Here is a 19,811-nt window from a genome sequence, read left to right on the forward strand (position 1 = left end):
ATGCATAGGAAATTATTAATTATTAATTGTTCATTATTAATTCTGCTGGCTTCTTGCAGTCGCAGGGCTTACCTGTTCACATCCTTTCACGAACCGGCCGATGCAGGTTTGCGGATGTTGTATAGTTATGATGGTAGAAACTGGACAGATCTTGATACAGTTCTTCTACAACCGAAAGTGGGTAACCAGAAAGTAATGCGTGATCCAAGCATGGTACAAGGGCCAGATGGTACATTTCATTTGGTGTGGACGAGTAGCTGGCGTGGCGATCTTGGTTTTGGTTATGCTTCGTCAAAAGATTTATTCAACTGGAGTGAACAGCAGTTTATTCCGGTGATGAAGAATGAGCCAACAACAGTCAATACATGGGCGCCTGAATTATTTTATGATGATGAACAAAAGCAATACATCATTATCTGGGCAAGTTGTATTCCCGGCAGGTTTGAAAGAGGGATTGAAGAAGACAGCAACAATCATCGCATGTATGTGACCACGACACCTGATTTTAAAAGCTTCAGTGAAACAAAATTTTTTCTTGATCCGAAGTTCAGTGTAATTGATGCGGTAATTGTAAAACGGAAGAAAGATGATTATGTGTTGGTGTTGAAAGATAACACAAGACCGGAGCGAAATATTAAAGTAGCATTTGGTACATCGCCACTTGGACCATGGACAAATATTTCAAAACCATTCTCGGATAATTTTACAGAAGGACCATCAGTAGTGAAGTTGAAAGATGAATGGCTGATCTATTTTGATTCGTACCGAAAGAAAATTTATGAAGCAGTTGCAACAAAAGACTTTGTGAAGTTTGAAAATGTAACGACAAAAGTAAAAGTACCGGAAGGGCATAAACACGGGACAATTGTAACAGTTAAAAAAAGAATTGCTCACAGATTGATCAGATTAACACAGAAAAAATAAATCAGTGTACATCCGTGTGATCTGTGAGAGAAAATAAAGATGAAAAGAATTACTGTCATATTATTATTGATCTGTGCGAACATTTCGGCCCAGGACACAGTTCGCTACACAGGCACAACTTTATCCAACGTTGATTACCATCACGGACAATTATCGCCGGCAGTTGGTGTACACAATATTCAAACCATGCGAGCCAACCGTGCAGATACAGGCGCCACTTCATGGACGTACAATCATGCACCCATGCTGGCTTACTGGAACAACACATTTTATCTTGAATACTTAAGCGATCCTGTTGGTGAGCATATTCCTCCGGGTCAAACATTATTACAATCATCAAAAGATGGTTACAACTGGAATTCACCCATTGTGATCTTTCCTCCATACAAAGTGCCCGATGGTTTTGTAAAACCGGGCAAGACAGACACAGCAAAGAATGTATACGCAGTGATGCATCAGCGGATGGGTTTTTACACATCAAAGTCGAAGCGTTTGTTTGCACTGGCGTTTTATGGAATCGTCATTGGGCAGAAAGATGATCCCAACGATGGTAACGGTATTGGTCGGGCGATACGTGAAATAAAAGCAGATGGTAGTTTTGGCCCAATCCATTTTCTGCGGTATAATCATTCGTTCAATGAAAAGAATACTGCTTATCCGTTTTACAAATCATCAAAAGACAAAGGCTTTGTTGCTGCATGTGATGAAATACTCAGCACTCCTTTGTTAATGATGCAGACGGTAGAAGAAGGAGATCGCAATGATCCGTTGATTCCTTTGCAGAAAGATTTCAAAGCATTCAACTATTATCATTTGCCTAATGGAAATGTAGTGGCACTCTGGAAATATGCATTGACAACAATCAGCAAAGACGAAGGCAAGACCTGGCAATACAATCCCACAAGAGCACCGGGCTTTGTCAACGCCAATGCCAAGATCTGGGGACAACGCACAACTGATGGCAAATATGCAACAGTATACAATCCTTCTGAATTTCGCTGGCCTCTGGCTGTTAGTGTAAGTGATGATGGATTAAATTATAAAAACATGTTGCTGGTGAATGGCGAGATCACTTCCATGCGTTATGGTGGTGCGTATAAAAGTTATGGTCCACAGTATGTACGTGGCATCCAGGAAATGGATGGCAAACCAACCGATAATAATATGTGGGTGACCTACAGTGTGAACAAAGAAGATATGTGGGTGAGCCGTGTGCCTGTGCCGATCAAAGGAAAAGTAACAACGCCTGTAAACGATGTGTTCAATAATTTACCTGCAGGAAAAGAATTGAATGAATGGAATATTTACAGTCCGCTTTGGTGCAGGGTGAATATAGAAACACTCAACAATCAGAAAGTAGTGGCCTTGCACGATAGCGATCCGTTTGATTATGCGAAACTGGAACGCATTTTTCCTGAATCAAAAAATGTAACGGTTGAGTTTACCGTAAGTGCACAACAAACAAATGCCGGTAGTCTTGAAATTGAATTGCTTGATAAAAAGGGAACAGCCACACTTCGTTTGATGCTCGATTCAACCGGAAGCATTTTAACCAAACAAGGCTATCGCAACAAGAGCCTGGGTAAATACAAAGCAGGTGAACAACTCAATATCAAAATTGAATTAAATACCGCTACACGTTTTTATACCGTAACGATCAATAATGATAAACCGAATCTGAATGTATTTTTCCAGCCGGTGGAATCAGTCGAACGATTATCATTCCGTACGGGAGCAGTGCGTCGCTTTCCTGATGCAGACACACCAACAGACCAGGATTATGATCTGCCCGGCGCTGATGCCAAAGCAAAAGAAGCGGTTTATTATATTCATTCGGTAAAAACAAGAGGACTGTAATGAATAAGATAGTAAGGACATTAAAGTTTTATTTGAACCACAAAAACGCAAAGGCTCAAAGTTTCACAAAGCCTTTGTGTTTCTTCGTGCTCTCTGTGACTTTGTGGTTCAATTCGTTTTCTCAACAAAAGCCACTTGTATTAAAACAGGATCAGTTCAAACATTATGTAGATTATTTCAACAAAATGGAAGAACCGAATATTGAGCAGGCCATCCCCAATGCAAAAAGCTGGGAGTGGATGAAGAAAAATATTCCGTTGTTTGAATGTCCGCAACAGAATTTTGAAGAGATCTTTTATTATCGTTGGTGGACATTGCGTAAACACATCAAGAAAACAGAGAAAGGATTTGTATTTACCGAGTTTTTGATCCAACGTAATTATGCCGATAAATACAATCTTATCTCCAGCGGTCTTGGTCATCATATTTACGAAAGCCGTTGGCTCCATGATAAAACTTACATGGATAACAACCTGCATGTATGGTATCGTGGCAATGATGGACAGCCAATGAAAAAACTCAGAGCTTACAGTGGATGGAATGAAGATGCTGTCTACAATCGTTTTCTTGTGAATGGAGATAAGAATTTTGTGATTGACTTATTGCCGGATATGAAAGCCAATTATGCAGGATGGGAACAGGAAAAGAAAGCTGCAAACGGGTTATTCTGGCAATACGATGTGCGTGATGCAATGGAAGAAACAATCAGTGGTGGAAGAACAGAAAAGAATCCACGTCCTTCAATCAATGGTTATATGTTTGGGAATGCGAAAGCATTGGCTGCCATTGCACAACTGAACAAAGAAAATACGGAAGCAGCGTTATACAACCGCAAAGCAGATTCTATTAAACAACTCTCTCAACAATTGATGTGGCATCCGCAGCACCAGTTTTTTGAAGTAAAGAAAGAGAAAGGCGATACATTGTCGAATGTAAAAGAAGAGATCGGTTTTATTCCCTGGTATTTCAATATGCCCGATGCAACGTATAGCGTGGCATGGAGAAGCTTGATGGATACAAAAACTTTCTGTGCACCTTTTGGTATTACAACTGCTGATCGTAGTCATCCTGAATTTCGTACACATGGTTGTTGCAAATGTGAGTGGGATGGTGCAGTGTGGCCGTTTGCAACAGCACAAACATTAACCGGTATGGCGAACCTGTTGAACAATTATCAACAGGATTATGTGGCCGATAGTAATTATTTCAGCTTGCTCAATACGTATGTTGAATCGCAATATTATCGTGGCCGTCCGTATATTGGCGAATACCTTGATGAAAAAACTGGATTTTGGTTAAAGGGTGATGAAGAGCGTAGCCGCTATTACAATCATTCAACATTTAATGATCTCATCATTAGTGGACTTGTTGGTCTGCGTCCGAGAGCGGATAATACAATTGAAGTAAATCCTTTACTGCCTGATAATAAATGGAATTGGTTTTGTCTGGATAATGTGTTGTATCATGGCAAGATCGTTACCATCATCTGGGATAAAGACGGAACAAAATATAAAAAAGGAACTGGCTTGAGTGTGTGGGTGAATGGAAAGAAAGTGGCTTCGTCGGTTAAGCTGGAAAAAATCACTGGAAAATTATGATTGTTTTTTTTGCCACAAAGACGCAAAGACATAAAGCAGCACAAAGAAACTCCTTTGTGAATCTCTGTGTCCTTTGTGTCTCCGTGGTTCTCTTCTTTCCCTTGTTTTCTTTTTCGCAACAAACACAAAAAATCTATCTCTCCGGTACTGGCAGCGACCAAACTGTACAATGGGATTTCTTTTGCACCGGCGGCATGAATGCCAACAAGTGGACAAAGATCGCTGTGCCAAGTTGCTGGGAATTACAAGGCTTTGGTAAATACGATTATGGTTTTGCAAAAGACAGTGTGCGTGGAAAAGAAAAGGGTTTATACAAACATCGTTTCAATGCGCCTGCCAACTGGAAAGGTAAAGTCATCAATATCGTGTTTGAAGGCGTGATGACGGATGCAGAAGTAAAAGTAAATGGTAAGTCGGCGGGAGCAATTCATCAGGGAGCGTTCTATGCTTTTAAATACGACATCAGTAAACTACTCAACTACGGAAAAGAAAATACGCTTGAAGTAACTGTTGCCAAACATTCAGCCAATCAATCGGTGAATGAAGCAGAACGTAAAGCTGACTTCTGGATATTTGGCGGCATCTTCCGTCCGGTTTGGTTGGAAGTATTACCAACAGTGCATATTGAACAGGTGGCAATTGATGCAAAAGTAAATGGAAACTTTACTGCAAAAATTCAAACCAATGCAGCGCCTGAATCAGTAACACTTCAACTATATTCTTCACTTACTGAAAAGTTTGGCAACCCGATTGCCATGCAGTGGGATAAAGCAAGCAATGGAATTACTGTAAAGAATCAATTCGCATCGCCAAAGCAATGGAATGCAGAAGCCCCAATTTTATACAAAGCTGTTATTACCATTTATAAGAATGGAAAGGAGCTGCACACCGTTACAAAACAATTCGGTTTCCGCACAGTGGAAGTAAAACAGCGTGATGGTATTTATGTAAACGGTGTGAAGGTGAAAATGAAAGGTGTGAATCGTCATGCCTTTCGTCCGGAGACAGGGAGAACAACTAGTAAACAGATCAGTATTGAAGATGTATTGCTGATAAAAGAAATGAACATGAATGCTGTGCGGATGAGTCATTATCCGCCCGATGATCATTTTTTGGATGTGTGTGATTCGCTTGGTTTGTTTGTAATGGATGAACTCGCTGGCTGGCATGGCAACTACGATGAGACGACAGGAAAGAAGTTGTTGAAAGAAATGATCGATCATGATGTGAATCATCCTTCTATTATTATCTGGGCAAACGGCAACGAAGGCGGTCACAATTTCGCACTCGATAAATACTTCACCGAATTTGATATTCAGCAACGACCGGTTGTGCATCCCTGGCAATTGTTTGGCGGTTTTGATACCCAGCATTACCGTGAATACAATTATGGCATCGGTAATTATGAGAATGGAAAAGACATTGTAATGCCAACTGAATTTTTACACGGACAGTTTGATGGTGGTCATGGTGCAGGTATTGAAGACTATTGGGAAAAGATGTGGCACAACCCTTTAAGTGCAGGAGGTTTTCTCTGGGACTTTGCAGACAATGCTGTTGTAAGAAAAGATAAGAACGATTCGTTGGATACCGATAAGCATCGGGCAGCAGATGGTATTGTTGGTCCGCATCACGAAAAGGAAGCAAGCTTTTATACCATTAAAGAAGTTTGGAGCCCGGTATTTTTTGAACGCAGAGAAATTGCTGAAGGTTTTGATGGGAAACTCAACATTGAGAACCGTTATCATTACACAAATACAAAAGAATGTTCTTTCAGTTGGAAGTTGAAACGTTTTGATGTAACCACTTCCAAAGAAACAGAAGGCAAAGCAACTGCTCCCGATATTCAACCCGGCGCAAAAGGAACTGTACAAATTCCGTTACCTGCTGACTGGAAAAATTATGATGTGCTGTATGTAACGGTGAAAGACCGTTATCAAAAAGAATTGTTTACCTGGAGTTTCCCCATCAGTAGTCCTGCAACAACAGGCGCAAGAATGATTGTAAAAGAAGGAAACAATCCAATCAATACTTCAGAAAAAGATTCATTGCTCACAGTTGCAGTAAAAGATGTAGCGGTTGTATTGAATAAAAATAACGGCTTACTTGTTTCGGTGAAGAATAGTAAAGGTGAATTACCGTTTAACAACGGTCCCGTTTTACAAGATGGTGTAAATAATTTCAAATCTTTTAAACAGTATAAAGAAGGAAACAATCTTGTATTGGAATCTTCTTTCAACCAGAAAGAAAGTTACAATACACTCAAGTGGACGATCTATCCTTCAGGTTGGGTGCAGTTGCAGGTGAATTATTTTCCTGCTGCTTACTTCACCAATTTTGCAGGCATCAATTTTTCTTTCCCTGAAAAAGAAATTCAATCAGTAACCTACATGGGCGATGGTCCTTATCGTGTATGGAAAAACCGTTTGAAAGGAAACCAGTTTGGCGTGTGGAGTAAAACGTACAACAATACCGAAACAGGTGAGGCGCCGTGGATCTATCCTGAGTTCAAAGGGTATCATTCAAATTTCTATGGTGGACACTTCTTCACCAAAACAAACCGTTTCACTGTTGTAACAGAAAACGAAGGATTGTTCCTGCGACTGTTTACACCTGCCTGGAAAACTGATCAGTGGCATAATTATGAACCGCTGTTTCCAACAGGTGATATTTCTTTTATGCAGGGCATCAGCAGCATCGGCAGTAAAACGCAACGCAACGAAACAACAGGCCCCATGGGCAGTAAGAATATTTTTTACGATTACGAAAAAGATCCGTCAAGGGCTTTACACATCAACTTATACTTTAACTTCTCTGCACAGTAAAATGAAAAAGTTAATAACGATACTTGTTCTTCTTGTTTCCATTCAGCAATTATCAGCACAGGTAACTGTTACCAATCTCCGTTGCGAAATGCTGCTGAATCCATTGGGCATTGAAACAAAACAACCACGCCTCAGCTGGCAGTTGCAAAGTAATCAACGTAACGTAGTACAAACGAGCTACCAGGTATTGGTGAGCAGCACTGCACAAAATCTGCAGCAAAACAAAGGCGATGTTTGGAACTCCGGCAACATCAACAGCAATCAATCATTGCATGTACAATACAAGGGTGCTGAGCTGAAACCTGGAAAAACATATTTCTGGAAAGTATTGATACAAACAAATAAAGGCAAAGCAACAGTCACACAAACAGCTTTCTTTTCAACCGGACTTACAAACGATTTATGGAAAGCAAAATGGATCGGTTACGATAGAGCATCGGAGTGGGACAGCGTTACACAATGGAGCCGCTTAAGTGCAAGATACCTGCGCAAAGAATTTCAAAGTGCAGCAACGGTAAAACGTGCAACGATTTATTTATCGGGGCTTGGTATGTATGAACTGTACATCAACGGTAAAAAGATCGGTGACCAGGTGCTGGCACCAAACCCGACTGATTATCGCAAAACTTATTTCTACAACACGCATGATGTAACGCAGCAGATCAAAGCAGGAAAGAATGCTGTTGCAACTGTATTGGGCAATGGCCGTTTCTTTACTATGCGTCAGAATTACAAAACGCATAAGCATAACACCTTTGGAATGCCCAAACTGTTGTTGCAGTTGGAGATTGAATACACAGATGGTACAAGCAAAACCATTGTGAGTGATGAAAGCTGGAAGCTGAATGTGGATGGGCCTATCCGCAGCAATAATGAATACGATGGTGAAGAGTATGATGCACGCAAAGAATTTATTGGCTGGACGAATGCAGGTTTCAACGATACAAAATGGATGCAACCTGAATTGGTAGAAGCGCCAACCGGAAAGTTGGTAGCGCAAATGAGCCAACCAATGAAAGTGATGCAAACCATCAAACCTGTTTCCATTAAAAAAACTGCCGGCGGAAAATATATACTTGATATGGGACAGAATTTTGCAGGATGGATCAAACTGCAAAACATCAACGGCAAAAAAGGAGAGAAGGTGACACTTCGTTTTGCAGAGAGCTTACAATCGAACGGAGAAATTTTTGTAGCGAATCTTCGTGATGCAAAAGTGACCAACATTTATACATTGAAAGGAACAGGCAACGAAGTATGGCAACCTTCTTTTGTGTACAATGGTTTTCGTTATGTGGAGGTATCAACATTCCCCGGCACACCAACCATTAACCAGTTTGAAGGCAAGCTTGTGTATGATGCATTGGAAACAACAGGATCATTTCAAACAGCAAACGCAACACTCAATCGTATTTATCAAAACGCATGGTGGGGCATTGCATCGAATTACAAAGGCATGCCGGTTGATTGTCCGCAGCGCAACGAACGTCAACCCTGGTTAGGTGATCGTACGGTTGGTTCACAAGGCGAAAGTTATGTGTTCAACAATGCGACGTTGTATGCAAAGTGGATGCAGGATATTGAAGACAGCCAAACGGATGAAGGAAGTATTCCTGATGTGGCGCCTGCGTTCTGGAATTATTACAGCGATGATGTTACATGGCCTGCTGCGTACTTCTTCGTCACAAATAATTTATACAACCAGTTTGGTGATGTTACGCCGATTCAGAAACATTATCCATCCATGAAAAAATGGATGATGTACATGAAGAGCAAGTACATGAAGAATTACATCATCACCCGTGATAAATATGGCGATTGGTGTGTGCCGCCTGAAAGCCTGAATCTTATTCATGCAAAAGACAGTAACCGTTTAACCGATGGTAAACTTATTGCGACAGCTTACTATTACAAGTTGCTTTCGTATATGCAACGCTTTGCCAATATTACCAACAACAAAGAAGATGCAAACTATTATGGTTTGTTGAGTGACAGCATCCGCACTGCTTTTCAACAAACATTTTATAATCCAAAACTGAAACAATACAGCAACAATACAGTTACTGCAAACCTCTTGCCTTTGTACTTTGGTATTTGTCCGGATTCATTGCGTGGGCCTGTGTTTGATAAGATCCGCATTAAAGTGCATGTAGAAAATCATGGGCATATCAGTACGGGTTTAATTGGTTCGCAATGGATCATGCGTGGATTAACGGAATATGGTTATGCAGACATGGCCTATATCATGGCTTCGAACAAAACTTATCCGAGCTGGGGTTATATGGCAGAAAATGGTGCTACTACTATTTGGGAATTGTGGAATGGCAATACGGCTGATCCCGGTATGAACAGTCAGAATCATGTGATGTTGTTGGGTGATCTGCTGACCTGGTTCTATGAAAATCTTGCAGGCATCCGTACGAATAAAACAGATGTTGCTTTTAAGAAGATCATTATGAAACCAACGATTCCTGCAGGTTTGGATTTTGTAAAAGCATCGTACAACAGTTTTCATGGATTGATCAAAAGCGAATGGAAAAATTCTATCGAGCAATTTGAATGGAAGATCAGCATACCTGCCAATACATCTGCAACAGTTTATATTCCTGCAAACAGTGTAGAAGAAATCACCGAAAGCGGAGTTGCTATCGCCAACAGCAAAGACATCAAATTCATAAAAGAAGATGATGGAGCAGTTGTGTTGGAAATTGCATCGGGTAACTACACATTCATCCGTAACAAGAAATTCAAAAAAGGAATTGTGAAAGATGAATTTATTTTCGAACGTGCATCATTCCCCGAAAGTCATGCCGCAACAATTGAAGAAACACCCGAAGGGTTGATCGCTGCATGGTTTGGTGGTACGAAAGAAGGCAACAAAGATGTGTGCATCTGGACAAGTCATTATAAAAATGGTAAATGGACTGCACCTGCAAAAGTTGCGGATGGTGTAATGAATGATACCTTGCGTTATTCAACCTACAATCCTGTTTTGTTTTATGCACCGAATGGTGAGTTGTTATTGTTTTATAAAATAGGCCCCAACGTTGCGGGATGGACAGGCTGGATGAAACGCAGCAAAGACAACGGACACACCTGGAGCGAACGGGAAGCATTGCCGCAAGGATTTTTAGGTCCTATCAAAAACAAACCGGAACTGATCAACGGTGTGTTGTATTGCCCAAGCAGTACAGAAGTAGGTGGATGGAAAGCACATATCGAATTCACAAGCGATAACGGTCGCACATGGACGAAGACAGGCCCTATCAACGATCCGAAAATTTTGCAGGCCATTCAGCCAAGTATTTTAAAATATGCAGATGGTCGTTTGCAGATACTTTGTCGCAGCCGTAATCACTCACTCAACGAAAGCTGGAGCAGTGATGGCGGTAAAACTTGGAGCACCATGCAGGCATCGCCGTTACCAAATAATAATTCAGGAACAGATGCGGTAACATTGAAAGATGGAAGACATTTGCTGGTGTACAATCATAATCTACCTAATTCGTCGTGGGTGGGTGGTAAAGGTCCACGTACACCGTTGAATGTAGCTGTAACAAAAGATGGTAAAGTGTGGAGTGCTGCATTGATACTGGAAGATTCGCCTATCAGTCAGTATTCTTATCCATCGGTGATACAAACAAAAGATGGACTGGTGCATATTGTTTATACATGGCGAAGAGAGAAAGTGAAACATGTGGTGGTTGATCCAAGCAAACTGGAGTTGAAAGAAATTGTGAATAAGCAATGGCCGGGAGTGAAAGCGAATGAAGGAAAAACAACGGATGATTAATTGAACCACAGAGGCACGGAGGCACAAAGCAATCACTAAGTTCTTTTCTCTGTGTCTTTGCGTCTCCGTGGTAAAAAGATAACGATGCACAATTTGCCATTTATCGATCTTGCAGTAATTGCACTGTACATGCTTGCCATGGTGGGCATTGGATTTTATTTTTCACGCAAGAACAAAAACAGCGATCAGTTTACCAAAGCATCGGGTCGTATTCCCGGCTGGGCCATCGGTCTTTCTATCTACGCAACATTTTTAAGCAGCAATACTTTTTTAGGCGTGCCCGGCAAAGCATTCGGCAGTAATTGGAATGCATTTGTGTTCAGCATTTCCATGCCGTTGGCTGCATGGGTAGCATCAAAATATTTTGTACCCTTTTACAGAAGCACCGGCGAAATATCAGCATACACACATTTAGAAAAACGTTTTGGTCCATGGGCAAGAACATACGCTGTTGTTTGTTTTTTGTTGACACAGTTTGCACGCATGGGTTCTATCTTTTTTGGTATTGCATTAAGCTTGCAGGCACTTACGGGTTTCAGCATGCAATCCATCATGATCGTGATGGGCATTTGTATCATCATCTACACTGTGCTTGGTGGTATGGAAGCTGTGATCTGGACAGAAGTGGCACAAGGCATCATCAAAACACTCGGCGCATTATTGATCTTGTTTTTAATTGTGAAAGATCTGCCCGGTGGTTTTTCTGCTATTGTTGATGTAGCAAAAGCCGATGATAAATTCAGTCTCGGCAGTTTGTCGCCCGATTTTACACAATCAACTTTTTGGGTAGTGTTGTTCTATGGTTTTTTTATCAACCTGAATAATTTCGGGATGGATCAGAACTATATTCAACGCTATCATACTGCACAAACAGCAAAGCAGGCAGCAAAATCGGTTTGGTTATGTGTGTGGATGTATGTGCCTGCATCGTTGTTGTTCTTCATTATCGGCACAGCCTTGTATGCATTCTATCAAACACAACCCGGTTTGATCGATCCGGTGAAACTGCAGGTAGCAGCCGAACGGTTAGGGGTAGCCGCAACTTCACCCGAAGCACAACAATTAGCTGCAACATTAGCACCTGCCGATTATGGCGATAAAGTATTACCATTTTTTATGGTGAACAATATTCCAACAGGATTAGTTGGGTTGATCGTATCTGCATTGTTATCGGCTGCCATGAGTACCATCAGCAGTAATATGAATGCATCGGCCACGGTGTTCACTGTTGACATTTACCAGAAATATTTCAAACCCGATATTACCGATAAACGCAAACTTTATCTGTTGCACGTATCAACCATTGTATTTGGCGTAATTGGTTTGTGTACCGGCCTGGCTATGATCGGTGCAAAAAGTCTGCTTGATATCTGGTGGGAGCTGAGTGGTATTTTTGCAGGAGGTATGCTGGGTTTGTTCTTGCTCGGACTCATCAGCCGGCAAACAAAAAATGCCGCAGCCATTACGGCCGTTATCATTGGTATTATTGTGATCCTATGGATGACCTTCTCCGGAAAGCTCAATGAAAACTATGCGTTCTTACGAAATCCGCTGCATAAGAATATGATCATTGTGGTTGGTACGCTCTCTATTTTCCTTGCGGGTTTGCTGGCAACACGCCTGCTGCAACGCAAACAGGAAAATAATACAGCAGAATAGCAAGATTCAGCATTTCTCATGCAGACGAAATGTAGAAAATTTAACCCCTAAATGTCTTGCCATGGAGGAAAAGAAGTTTGTCCCGGTTATGATCACCCCTTACAATCTCAAAGCAGAGGTTGATCTGGATGTAGTAAGCATACTCGTTGAGTTTTATTTAGCTGCAGGTGTAAAAGGTTTTTTCGCCAACTGTCTCAGCAGCGAAATGTTCAGCATAACAGAAAATGAGCGTCTCGAATTAACGGAGCATATTGTAAAACAAGTGCGGGGAAGAGTACCCGTTGTGGCAACCGGTTCGTTTGGATTGACCATTGCCGATAAAGCACAGTTCACAAAAAAGATCTACGATACGGGTATTGATGCAGCTATTATGATCACTGGTCATTTTGCAAAAGAAGAAGACAGTGATGAAGTTTTGCTCCGCAATTTTGAACAAATGTTTTTGGCAACAGGTAATATTCCGTTGGGTATGTATGAATGCCCGGCGCCTTACAAACGCATCATTGGTCCCGATGTGTTTCGTCAATTACTATCAGCCAACAAACTTATTTATCACAAGGACACATCCATTCAATTAGAGAATGTAAAAGCCAAGCTGGATATTTTAAAAGAAACAAATAACCAACTGGAGTTTTACGATGCACATACACCCAATGCCATGTACAGTGTGCAGATGGGCGCAAAAGGTATGTCATCTATCTCCGGAAATTTTTATCCGGAAGTAATGGTGTGGATGGTGAACAATGCAAACAATCCCGATAAGCAGGAAGAAGTAAAATGGTTGCAGGAGGAGTTGACAAAAGTTGATCCGCTCATTCATATTGCATACCCCATGTGTTCGAAATATTTTTTACAGAAGAGAGGATTGCCTGTACGAACCATTAGCCGTGCCGTTGCAACCAAGTTAACACCCGAACAACGACAAACATTAGATGATATATACGATCGTTTCCAGCATTGGTGCGAAAAACTGGGCATTCAGCAAGTAGATATTGCTTCCATTGCAGGAACAAACAGTTTAGAGGAAACAGTGTATTAAACAAAGAACATGGCAGAGCTTCCATTGCGTATTTTTTTTCCGGGCAAACTGGTAACAGGTAACGGAACATTTGAACAGTTGATCGATGATGTAGTGGCATTGCAGCCAACAAAAGTTTTTATTGTTACCATCGATCCGTTGCAAAAGATCATTGATACATTTACTGCAAAACTCACTGCACAAAAAATAAAATGTGTTACGGATACATCCATTGTTGCTGAACCAAGCTTCAGCGATTTTGAAACATTGATGAAAAAGGTAACACCGTTCAATCCCGATGTGGTGATTGGTATTGGGGGTGGCAGTGTATTGGATATAGCCAAACTCGTAGCTGCACAGTTAGAGAATGAACAGCAGTTGCGTGAATATGTGGGCATTGGTTTGTTGAAAGGAAGAAAGAAAAAACTCATTTGTGTTCCTGCAACATCGGGCACAGGTAGCGAAGTATCGCCCAATGCTATTTTTGTTGATGATGCAGATAACCAGAAGAAAGGAATTATCAGTCCTTACCTTGTTCCTGATATTGTATATGTTGATCCGTTATTAACGGTTTCTGTCCCTCCTGCAATTACTGCAGCAACAGGCATGGATGCGTTAACACATTGCCTCGAAGCCTATACCAACAAATTTGCATTACCGTTTATTGATTTGTTTGCATACGAAGGTATGCGGTTGATCGCTGCATATATTGAAACAGCAGTGAAAGATGGCAGTAATATCAATGCAAGAGAAAAAGTGGCAATGGGTAGTTTGTATGGTGGCTTTTGTTTAGGTCCGGTGAATACTGCCGCTGTGCATGCATTGTCGTATCCATTGGGAAGTATGTATCATTTGGCGCATGGTTTATCTAACGCTGTGTTATTGCCTTATGTGATGGAGTATAATATTGTGGCAGCAGTAGATCGTTATGCAGATGTGGCTGTTGCATTGGGCTGCATACGTGAAGCCGATGCATGGACAACTGCCAAAGCAGGAGTGGAGAAGATAAAAGAACTGAACAAAGCCTGCGGTATTCCAACTACATTGAAAGAAGTAGGTGTGAAAGAAGAAACCATTCCGCAAATGGCGAGTGAAGCGATGAAGATTCAACGCTTGCTGAAAAATAATCCACGGGAAATTACCGAGCAGGATGCGGTGGCAATTTTTAAATCGGCATTTTGATGAAGAAGAATAAGAAATTTTCAGGAGTAATTGTTCCGGCTGTAACGCCGCTTACAAAACAATTGCAGATCGATGTTGCAGCTGTTGCCAACCTGTTCAACTCTTTTTATCAGCATAACATATCACCGTTCATCTTAGGTACAACTGGTGAATCAGCATCGTTGCCTGCTGACGTAAAAGAACAATATGTAAAAGCTGCCGCAAAGCATAAACAGGCAGGAACAGTTTTGTACGCAGGTATTTCATCGAACATCCTCAACGAATCAATTTACTTTGCAAAGTATTGTGCTGATAACGCTGTTGATGCGGTTGCAGCAACTCTGCCTTCGTACTATGTGTTGACAGAAACGCAGATGAAAATTTATTTTGAAACACTGGCTGATGCTTCGCCTTTGCCGGTGATCATTTATAATATTCCTGCAACCACACACATGAGTATTCCGTTGCAGTTGATCGATGAATTGAGTCATCACTCAAATATCATTGCAACAAAAGATTCTGAACGCAGCGATGAACGCTTAGCACAATCATTGGCCTTGTGGAAAGACAGAGAAGACTTTGGTCATTTTCTCGGTTGGGCTGCAAAGTCGGCTGAAGCTTTGATAGGCGGCAGTGATGGTTTGATACCAAGCACTGGAAACCTGATGCCGGAAATTTATGAAGACATGCTGCAGGCCGTTGATGCAGGCGATCATGCAAAAGCATTCGAGATGCAAAAGCTGAGTGATGTGTATGGTAATTTATACCAGGGCGGAAAAACCTTGGGCGAAAGTTTGTGGGCATTGAAAGCAGTGATGCAGTATAAAGGAATTTGTGATGATGTGGTGATGCCACCGTTGCAGACATTAGGTGAAGAAGAGAAAAGTAATTTGATTAACGCATTTAAAAAATTAAGTAACCCCGTTGGCGGCTAAAGCCCCGACGGCGGTTGAATAAATAGCAGAAGATGAACAAACCAGTTTTAGCCATTACAATGGGTGACCCTGCAAGTATCGGTCCCGAGATTGCGGTAAAAGCATTGTTACAAAAAGAGACCTACGATATCTGCAAACCATTGTTGATAGGCGATACTGTCGTGTTTCAACAGATCATTGATAAACTGCAACTCAATGCAAAAGTGAACGCCGTAGCAAACGTGGCGGATGCAAAATTTGAATTAGGAATAATTGATGTGTACGACCTCGGCATTACAGATATAATGAAGCTGGAGTTTGGAAAGATCAACGCCATGTGTGGTGAAGCTTCTTTCCAGGCGGTGAAGAAAGCAATTGAACTTGCAATGGCGAAAGAAGTTGATGGAACAGTAACAGGTCCCATCAACAAAAAATCAATCAACGAAGCCGGTCATCATTTTGCCGGACATACAGAAATCTATGCGCATTACACCGGCACAAAAAAGTATGCTATGCTGCTGGTGGAAGATAATATCAATGTGATCCATGTAAGCACGCATGTATCGTTGCGTCAAGCATGTGACTTGGTGAAGAAAGAACGCATCATCCAGGTAATTGAATTGATTGTTGACGGATTGAAACGCCTCGGAAAAACAAATTTGAAAATAGGTGTAGCCGGTTTAAATCCACATGCGGGTGATAGTGGTTTGTTTGGCACTGAAGATGATGAAGAAATTTTACCGGCTGTGTTGGAAGCAAGACAACTCGGTTACGATGTGGAAGGCCCGGTACCACCCGATACCATGTTTGCGAAAGCAGCAATGGGTGCATACGGAGGTGTAGTGGCTATGTACCACGACCAGGGACATATTCCGTTCAAGCTTGCAGGTTTTAAATGGAATGCAGAAAAGCAACAAATGGATAGTGTGAAAGGTGTGAACATTACATTGGGTCTGCCCATTGTACGCACATCAGTTGATCATGGCACTGCATTTGAAATTGCAGGCAAAGGCATTGCAAGTGCCGATGCAATGGTCTTGGCGATAGAAAGTGCGGTGCAATTGAGTAAGCACGGTGAGTAGTGAGTAGCAAGTAGAGAGTGGTGAATGAATGGCCACGGGTTTCAACCCGTGGAATAAAAAAGAAAAACAATTTGCGTTCATCAAATGATTGCGATAATAGCCGATGATTTTACAGGAGCCGCTGAGTTAGCTGGCATCAGTCTGCGTTACGGACTGAAAGTAGAATTATGTACGGCTGATGTTGCTGCAACAGATGCAGATGTGGTGATTGTTAGTACTGATAGTCGCTCTTTGAATAAAACTGCTGCTTTGGAAAAAACAGCAGAAGCAGTAAAGCAAGTGTTACAATTAAAACCATCGCTTGTTTACAAAAAGATCGATTCGGTCTTGCGTGGTTATGTGTTGGATGAACTGAGAGTTCAGATGCAGTTGATGCAGAAAAGCAAAGCATTCATTCTTCCTGCAAATCCATCTTTGAACAGAACCATCAGCAACGGAATGTATTATGTGGAGGGAACACTCATCAGCGAAACAGGTTTTGCAAGCGATCCCGAGTTTCCTGTAAAGAGTTCTTTGGTGAAGCAAATACTGAACAAAGAAGCAGAAGTGCGGCAACACAACAACGAACTTCCTGCAACAGGATTTATTGTTGGCGAAGCAACAACTGATGCAGATGTGCAGGCATGGGCTGCAAAGATGAACGATGAATTTGTACTGGCAGGTGCTGGCGATTTTTATACAGCATTGCTGGAACAACGTTTTGAATTGAAGCAACAAGAAGTTTTTCAACTGCTGCAACCTTTTTTGTATGTGTGTGGTACAGCTTATGAAAAGTCGATAAACTATATCAAAGAAGTAAGTGAACGAAGTGAAGTGGTATTGTATGTAGGAAAAGAGATCAGCACAAATGATGGAGCAGTAACAGAAGAGTGGTGGCAGCAATGCAGAAATGTATTGTCAAAAGAACAGAAAGCCATCATTGCAGTAAAGAAAGAAGAATTGACTGAACATGTATCTGCTCTAACACTACGTAACAACATGGCAAAGTTGGTAAAGCAGGTAGTGGAAGAGCAACAGATCAAAGAACTGTTCATCGAAGGCGGCTCAACTGCAACAGCTATTTTAAATGAACTGAATATTACAAAGCTTTCTCCGTTGCAGGAATTAACGAGAGGAGTGGTGCGGATGAAAGCAAATAATTTATACATCACGGTTAAACCCGGTAGTTACGAATTAAGCAATGAAATAAAACAACTGTTTAGTCAATAGCATAAAACAATCTGTGTTCATCAGTGCAATCCCCGCCTGAACGATGTTAGTCGGGCAGGTGTGAGCACAGCACCACATAACGATTCGTCCATGAACCATTTACATTTTATTGATTACTGCATCATCCTGCTGGTATTAGGCATTACGCTTTATCTCGGCTTTCGTTTTGCCAAGCGACAGGATACAACAGAAAAATATTTTTTATCGAAGGGCAATTTCCCTGCATGGGCATTGGGGTTGTCATTACTCTCCACACTCATCAGCAGTGTAACATTTCTTGGTTATCCGGCACAAGGTTATACCAGCAACTGGGTCTTACTAGTACAAGGTTTAATGGTGCCCATCGTTTTATTAGGAACAATCTGGTTTATTGTTCCACTCTTCCGCAAAGTAATTGGATTAAGCACCTACGAATATTTTGAAAAACGTTTTGGTGGTTTTGCACGTTACTATAGTTCGTCTTCATTTATTATTCGACAGTTTGCAGGTATGGGCACCGTGTTGTTTTTAATTGCCGTGGCCATTCATGAAATGACAACCATCAGTCCGTACCTCATTCTTGCGGTTGTTGGTTTTGTATTGGTGTTGGTGAATTTAAAAGGAGGTATGCAGGCTGTTATCTGGCTCGATGTGTTCCAGGGTTTCATGTTGTTTGCAAGTGGTATCATCTGTTTAGGCGTGTTATTGTTTTCTATCAACGGAGGTGTACCCGAAGCAATTAAAGTTGCAAGTGAAAACAACCGCACAGGTTTTGGCCCTTATGATTTTCGCTTCGATCAACTCACGTTAATTGTTATGATCATTAACGGTGCTTTCTATGCTATTCAGAAATATGCAACCGATCAAACAGTGGTGCAGCGTTATCTCACAGCAAAATCAGATCGTGCAGCGGAGAAAGCATCGTTGCTTGGTATTTCATTAACCGTTCCTATCTGGACGATCTTTATGTTCATCGGCACAGCCCTGTTTGTTTTTTATAAACAAAACAATTTACCCGAAGGCATGAAGGCCGAAGCAGTGTTCCCGCATTTTATTATGACGGAGTTGCCAACCGGTGTCATTGGTTTTTTAGTTGCAGCACTCATCTCTGCTGCTATTTGTAGTCTCAGTGCCGATCTTAATTCGCTTGCAGCAGTTGGCATGCAGGATTATTATAAAAAACTACGTCCAAAGAAAACAGATAAAGAATATCTCTACATGAGTAAAACCTTTGTGGTGTTATCGGGATTAATTTCTATTGCCATCGGCGCACTCTATCTTGTATTGGGCAACGAAGGTGTGTTGGGTGTTATCTTCACCATTTATGCTATTTTCTCCGGTGGTATTGTCGGTATTTTTCTGTTGGGTTTGTTTAGTGCAAGAGCAAATCGTCAAGGTGTAAACATTGGTATCATTACTTGTATTTTGTTTACTGCATGGGCTTTCTTAACCAGCACGCCCATTGGTGTAAAGGAGCCGAAACTCTTACTCGATTTAGGTAATTTTAATTTCACACATCATAAACTCATGCTTGGCGTGTACAGTCATTTGGTTGTGATCGTGGTTGGTTATATCGCCAGTTTGTTTTTTCCAAAACCTGTACTTGAGCCAAATTTGTTGTACAGCAGTTGGAAAGCAAATCGGCATAATTAAAAATGGATAATTATGAAATCAACTTCAGTTTTTTATAGCATCATCGTTGCGTCGCACTCTTGTACTGCATTGCATGATTCATCTTTTTTTTCACGCAAAGCCGCAAAGGAGCAAAGTAAAAAGGAAGACTTCTCGAAAA

Annotated in this window: 12 protein-coding genes; all 12 read left to right on the forward strand. The window is 41.3% G+C overall.

Annotated features, from left to right (window positions below; genetic code table 11):
* The 12 genes from ESA94_RS18470 to ESA94_RS18525 all read left to right on the forward strand — a co-directional run bounded on the left by ESA94_RS18470 (position 1) and on the right by ESA94_RS18525 (position 19,672).
* The gene (locus ESA94_RS18470; protein ID WP_129132430.1) at positions 1 to 924 is read left to right on the forward strand and encodes a glycoside hydrolase family 43 protein; all 924 of its coding nucleotides are present in this window, start codon (positions 1 to 3) and stop codon (positions 922 to 924) included.
* Between the two features lie 39 nt (positions 925 to 963).
* Complete coding sequence (locus ESA94_RS18475; RefSeq protein ID WP_129132431.1) at positions 964 to 2,781, forward strand: exo-alpha-sialidase; 1,818 nt, start codon at positions 964 to 966, stop codon at positions 2,779 to 2,781.
* 185 nt (positions 2,782 to 2,966) lie between these two features.
* A complete protein-coding gene (locus ESA94_RS18480; RefSeq protein WP_205756016.1) occupies positions 2,967 to 4,379 on the forward strand; it encodes an MGH1-like glycoside hydrolase domain-containing protein in 1,413 nt (470 codons plus the stop codon).
* Between the two features lie 56 nt (positions 4,380 to 4,435).
* Complete coding sequence (locus ESA94_RS18485) at positions 4,436 to 7,204, forward strand: glycoside hydrolase family 2 protein (protein WP_240671097.1); 2,769 nt, start codon at positions 4,436 to 4,438, stop codon at positions 7,202 to 7,204.
* A 1-nt stretch (position 7,205) separates the two neighbouring features.
* Positions 7,206 to 10,997, forward strand: a complete 3,792-nt coding sequence (locus ESA94_RS18490; protein ID WP_129132434.1) for a family 78 glycoside hydrolase catalytic domain — start codon at positions 7,206 to 7,208, stop codon at positions 10,995 to 10,997.
* Positions 10,998 to 11,081: 84 nt separating this feature from the next.
* Positions 11,082 to 12,656 carry a sodium:solute symporter gene (locus ESA94_RS18495; protein WP_129132435.1) on the forward strand — a complete coding sequence of 525 codons (1,575 nt, stop codon included), beginning with the start codon at positions 11,082 to 11,084 and terminating at the stop codon, positions 12,654 to 12,656.
* A 61-nt stretch (positions 12,657 to 12,717) separates the two neighbouring features.
* Entirely contained in the window at positions 12,718 to 13,695 is a 978-nt protein-coding gene (locus ESA94_RS18500; RefSeq protein ID WP_129132436.1) for a dihydrodipicolinate synthase family protein, read from the forward strand.
* Positions 13,696 to 13,704: 9 nt separating this feature from the next.
* Entirely contained in the window at positions 13,705 to 14,856 is a 1,152-nt protein-coding gene (locus ESA94_RS18505) for an iron-containing alcohol dehydrogenase (RefSeq protein WP_129132437.1), read from the forward strand.
* The gene (locus ESA94_RS18510; RefSeq protein ID WP_129132438.1) at positions 14,856 to 15,770 is read left to right on the forward strand and encodes a dihydrodipicolinate synthase family protein; all 915 of its coding nucleotides are present in this window, start codon (positions 14,856 to 14,858) and stop codon (positions 15,768 to 15,770) included. The genes ESA94_RS18505 and ESA94_RS18510 overlap by 1 nt, the downstream gene beginning before the upstream one ends.
* A 32-nt stretch (positions 15,771 to 15,802) precedes the next feature.
* Positions 15,803 to 16,831, forward strand: coding sequence for a 4-hydroxythreonine-4-phosphate dehydrogenase PdxA (pdxA, locus tag ESA94_RS18515; RefSeq protein WP_129132439.1), 1,029 nt, complete (start codon positions 15,803 to 15,805; stop codon positions 16,829 to 16,831).
* 84 nt (positions 16,832 to 16,915) lie between these two features.
* The gene (locus ESA94_RS18520; protein WP_129132440.1) at positions 16,916 to 18,040 is read left to right on the forward strand and encodes a four-carbon acid sugar kinase family protein; all 1,125 of its coding nucleotides are present in this window, start codon (positions 16,916 to 16,918) and stop codon (positions 18,038 to 18,040) included.
* A gap of 90 nt (positions 18,041 to 18,130) precedes the next feature.
* A complete protein-coding gene (locus ESA94_RS18525; RefSeq protein WP_129132441.1) occupies positions 18,131 to 19,672 on the forward strand; it encodes a sodium:solute symporter in 1,542 nt (513 codons plus the stop codon).
* Positions 19,673 to 19,811: the final 139 nt, after the last annotated feature.

This window comes from Lacibacter luteus (assembly GCF_004118265.1).
Lineage (GTDB): Bacteria > Bacteroidota > Bacteroidia > Chitinophagales > Chitinophagaceae > Lacibacter > Lacibacter luteus.

What these genes read in the sequence shown, in the direction of transcription:
- ESA94_RS18470 (WP_129132430.1), top strand. Translation starts at nt 1, where the DNA reads ATGCATAGGAAATTATTAATTATTAATTGTTCATTATTAATTCTGCTG.
- ESA94_RS18475 (WP_129132431.1), top strand. Translation starts at nt 964, where the DNA reads ATGAAAAGAATTACTGTCATATTATTATTGATCTGTGCGAACATTTCG.
- ESA94_RS18480 (WP_205756016.1), top strand. Translation starts at nt 2,967, where the DNA reads ATGGAAGAACCGAATATTGAGCAGGCCATCCCCAATGCAAAAAGCTGG.
- ESA94_RS18490 (WP_129132434.1), top strand. Translation starts at nt 7,206, where the DNA reads ATGAAAAAGTTAATAACGATACTTGTTCTTCTTGTTTCCATTCAGCAA.
- ESA94_RS18495 (WP_129132435.1), top strand. Translation starts at nt 11,082, where the DNA reads ATGCACAATTTGCCATTTATCGATCTTGCAGTAATTGCACTGTACATG.
- ESA94_RS18500 (WP_129132436.1), top strand. Translation starts at nt 12,718, where the DNA reads ATGGAGGAAAAGAAGTTTGTCCCGGTTATGATCACCCCTTACAATCTC.
- ESA94_RS18505 (WP_129132437.1), top strand. Translation starts at nt 13,705, where the DNA reads ATGGCAGAGCTTCCATTGCGTATTTTTTTTCCGGGCAAACTGGTAACA.
- ESA94_RS18510 (WP_129132438.1), top strand. Translation starts at nt 14,856, where the DNA reads ATGAAGAAGAATAAGAAATTTTCAGGAGTAATTGTTCCGGCTGTAACG.
- pdxA (WP_129132439.1), top strand. Translation starts at nt 15,803, where the DNA reads ATGAACAAACCAGTTTTAGCCATTACAATGGGTGACCCTGCAAGTATC.
- ESA94_RS18520 (WP_129132440.1), top strand. Translation starts at nt 16,916, where the DNA reads ATGATTGCGATAATAGCCGATGATTTTACAGGAGCCGCTGAGTTAGCT.
- ESA94_RS18525 (WP_129132441.1), top strand. Translation starts at nt 18,131, where the DNA reads ATGAACCATTTACATTTTATTGATTACTGCATCATCCTGCTGGTATTA.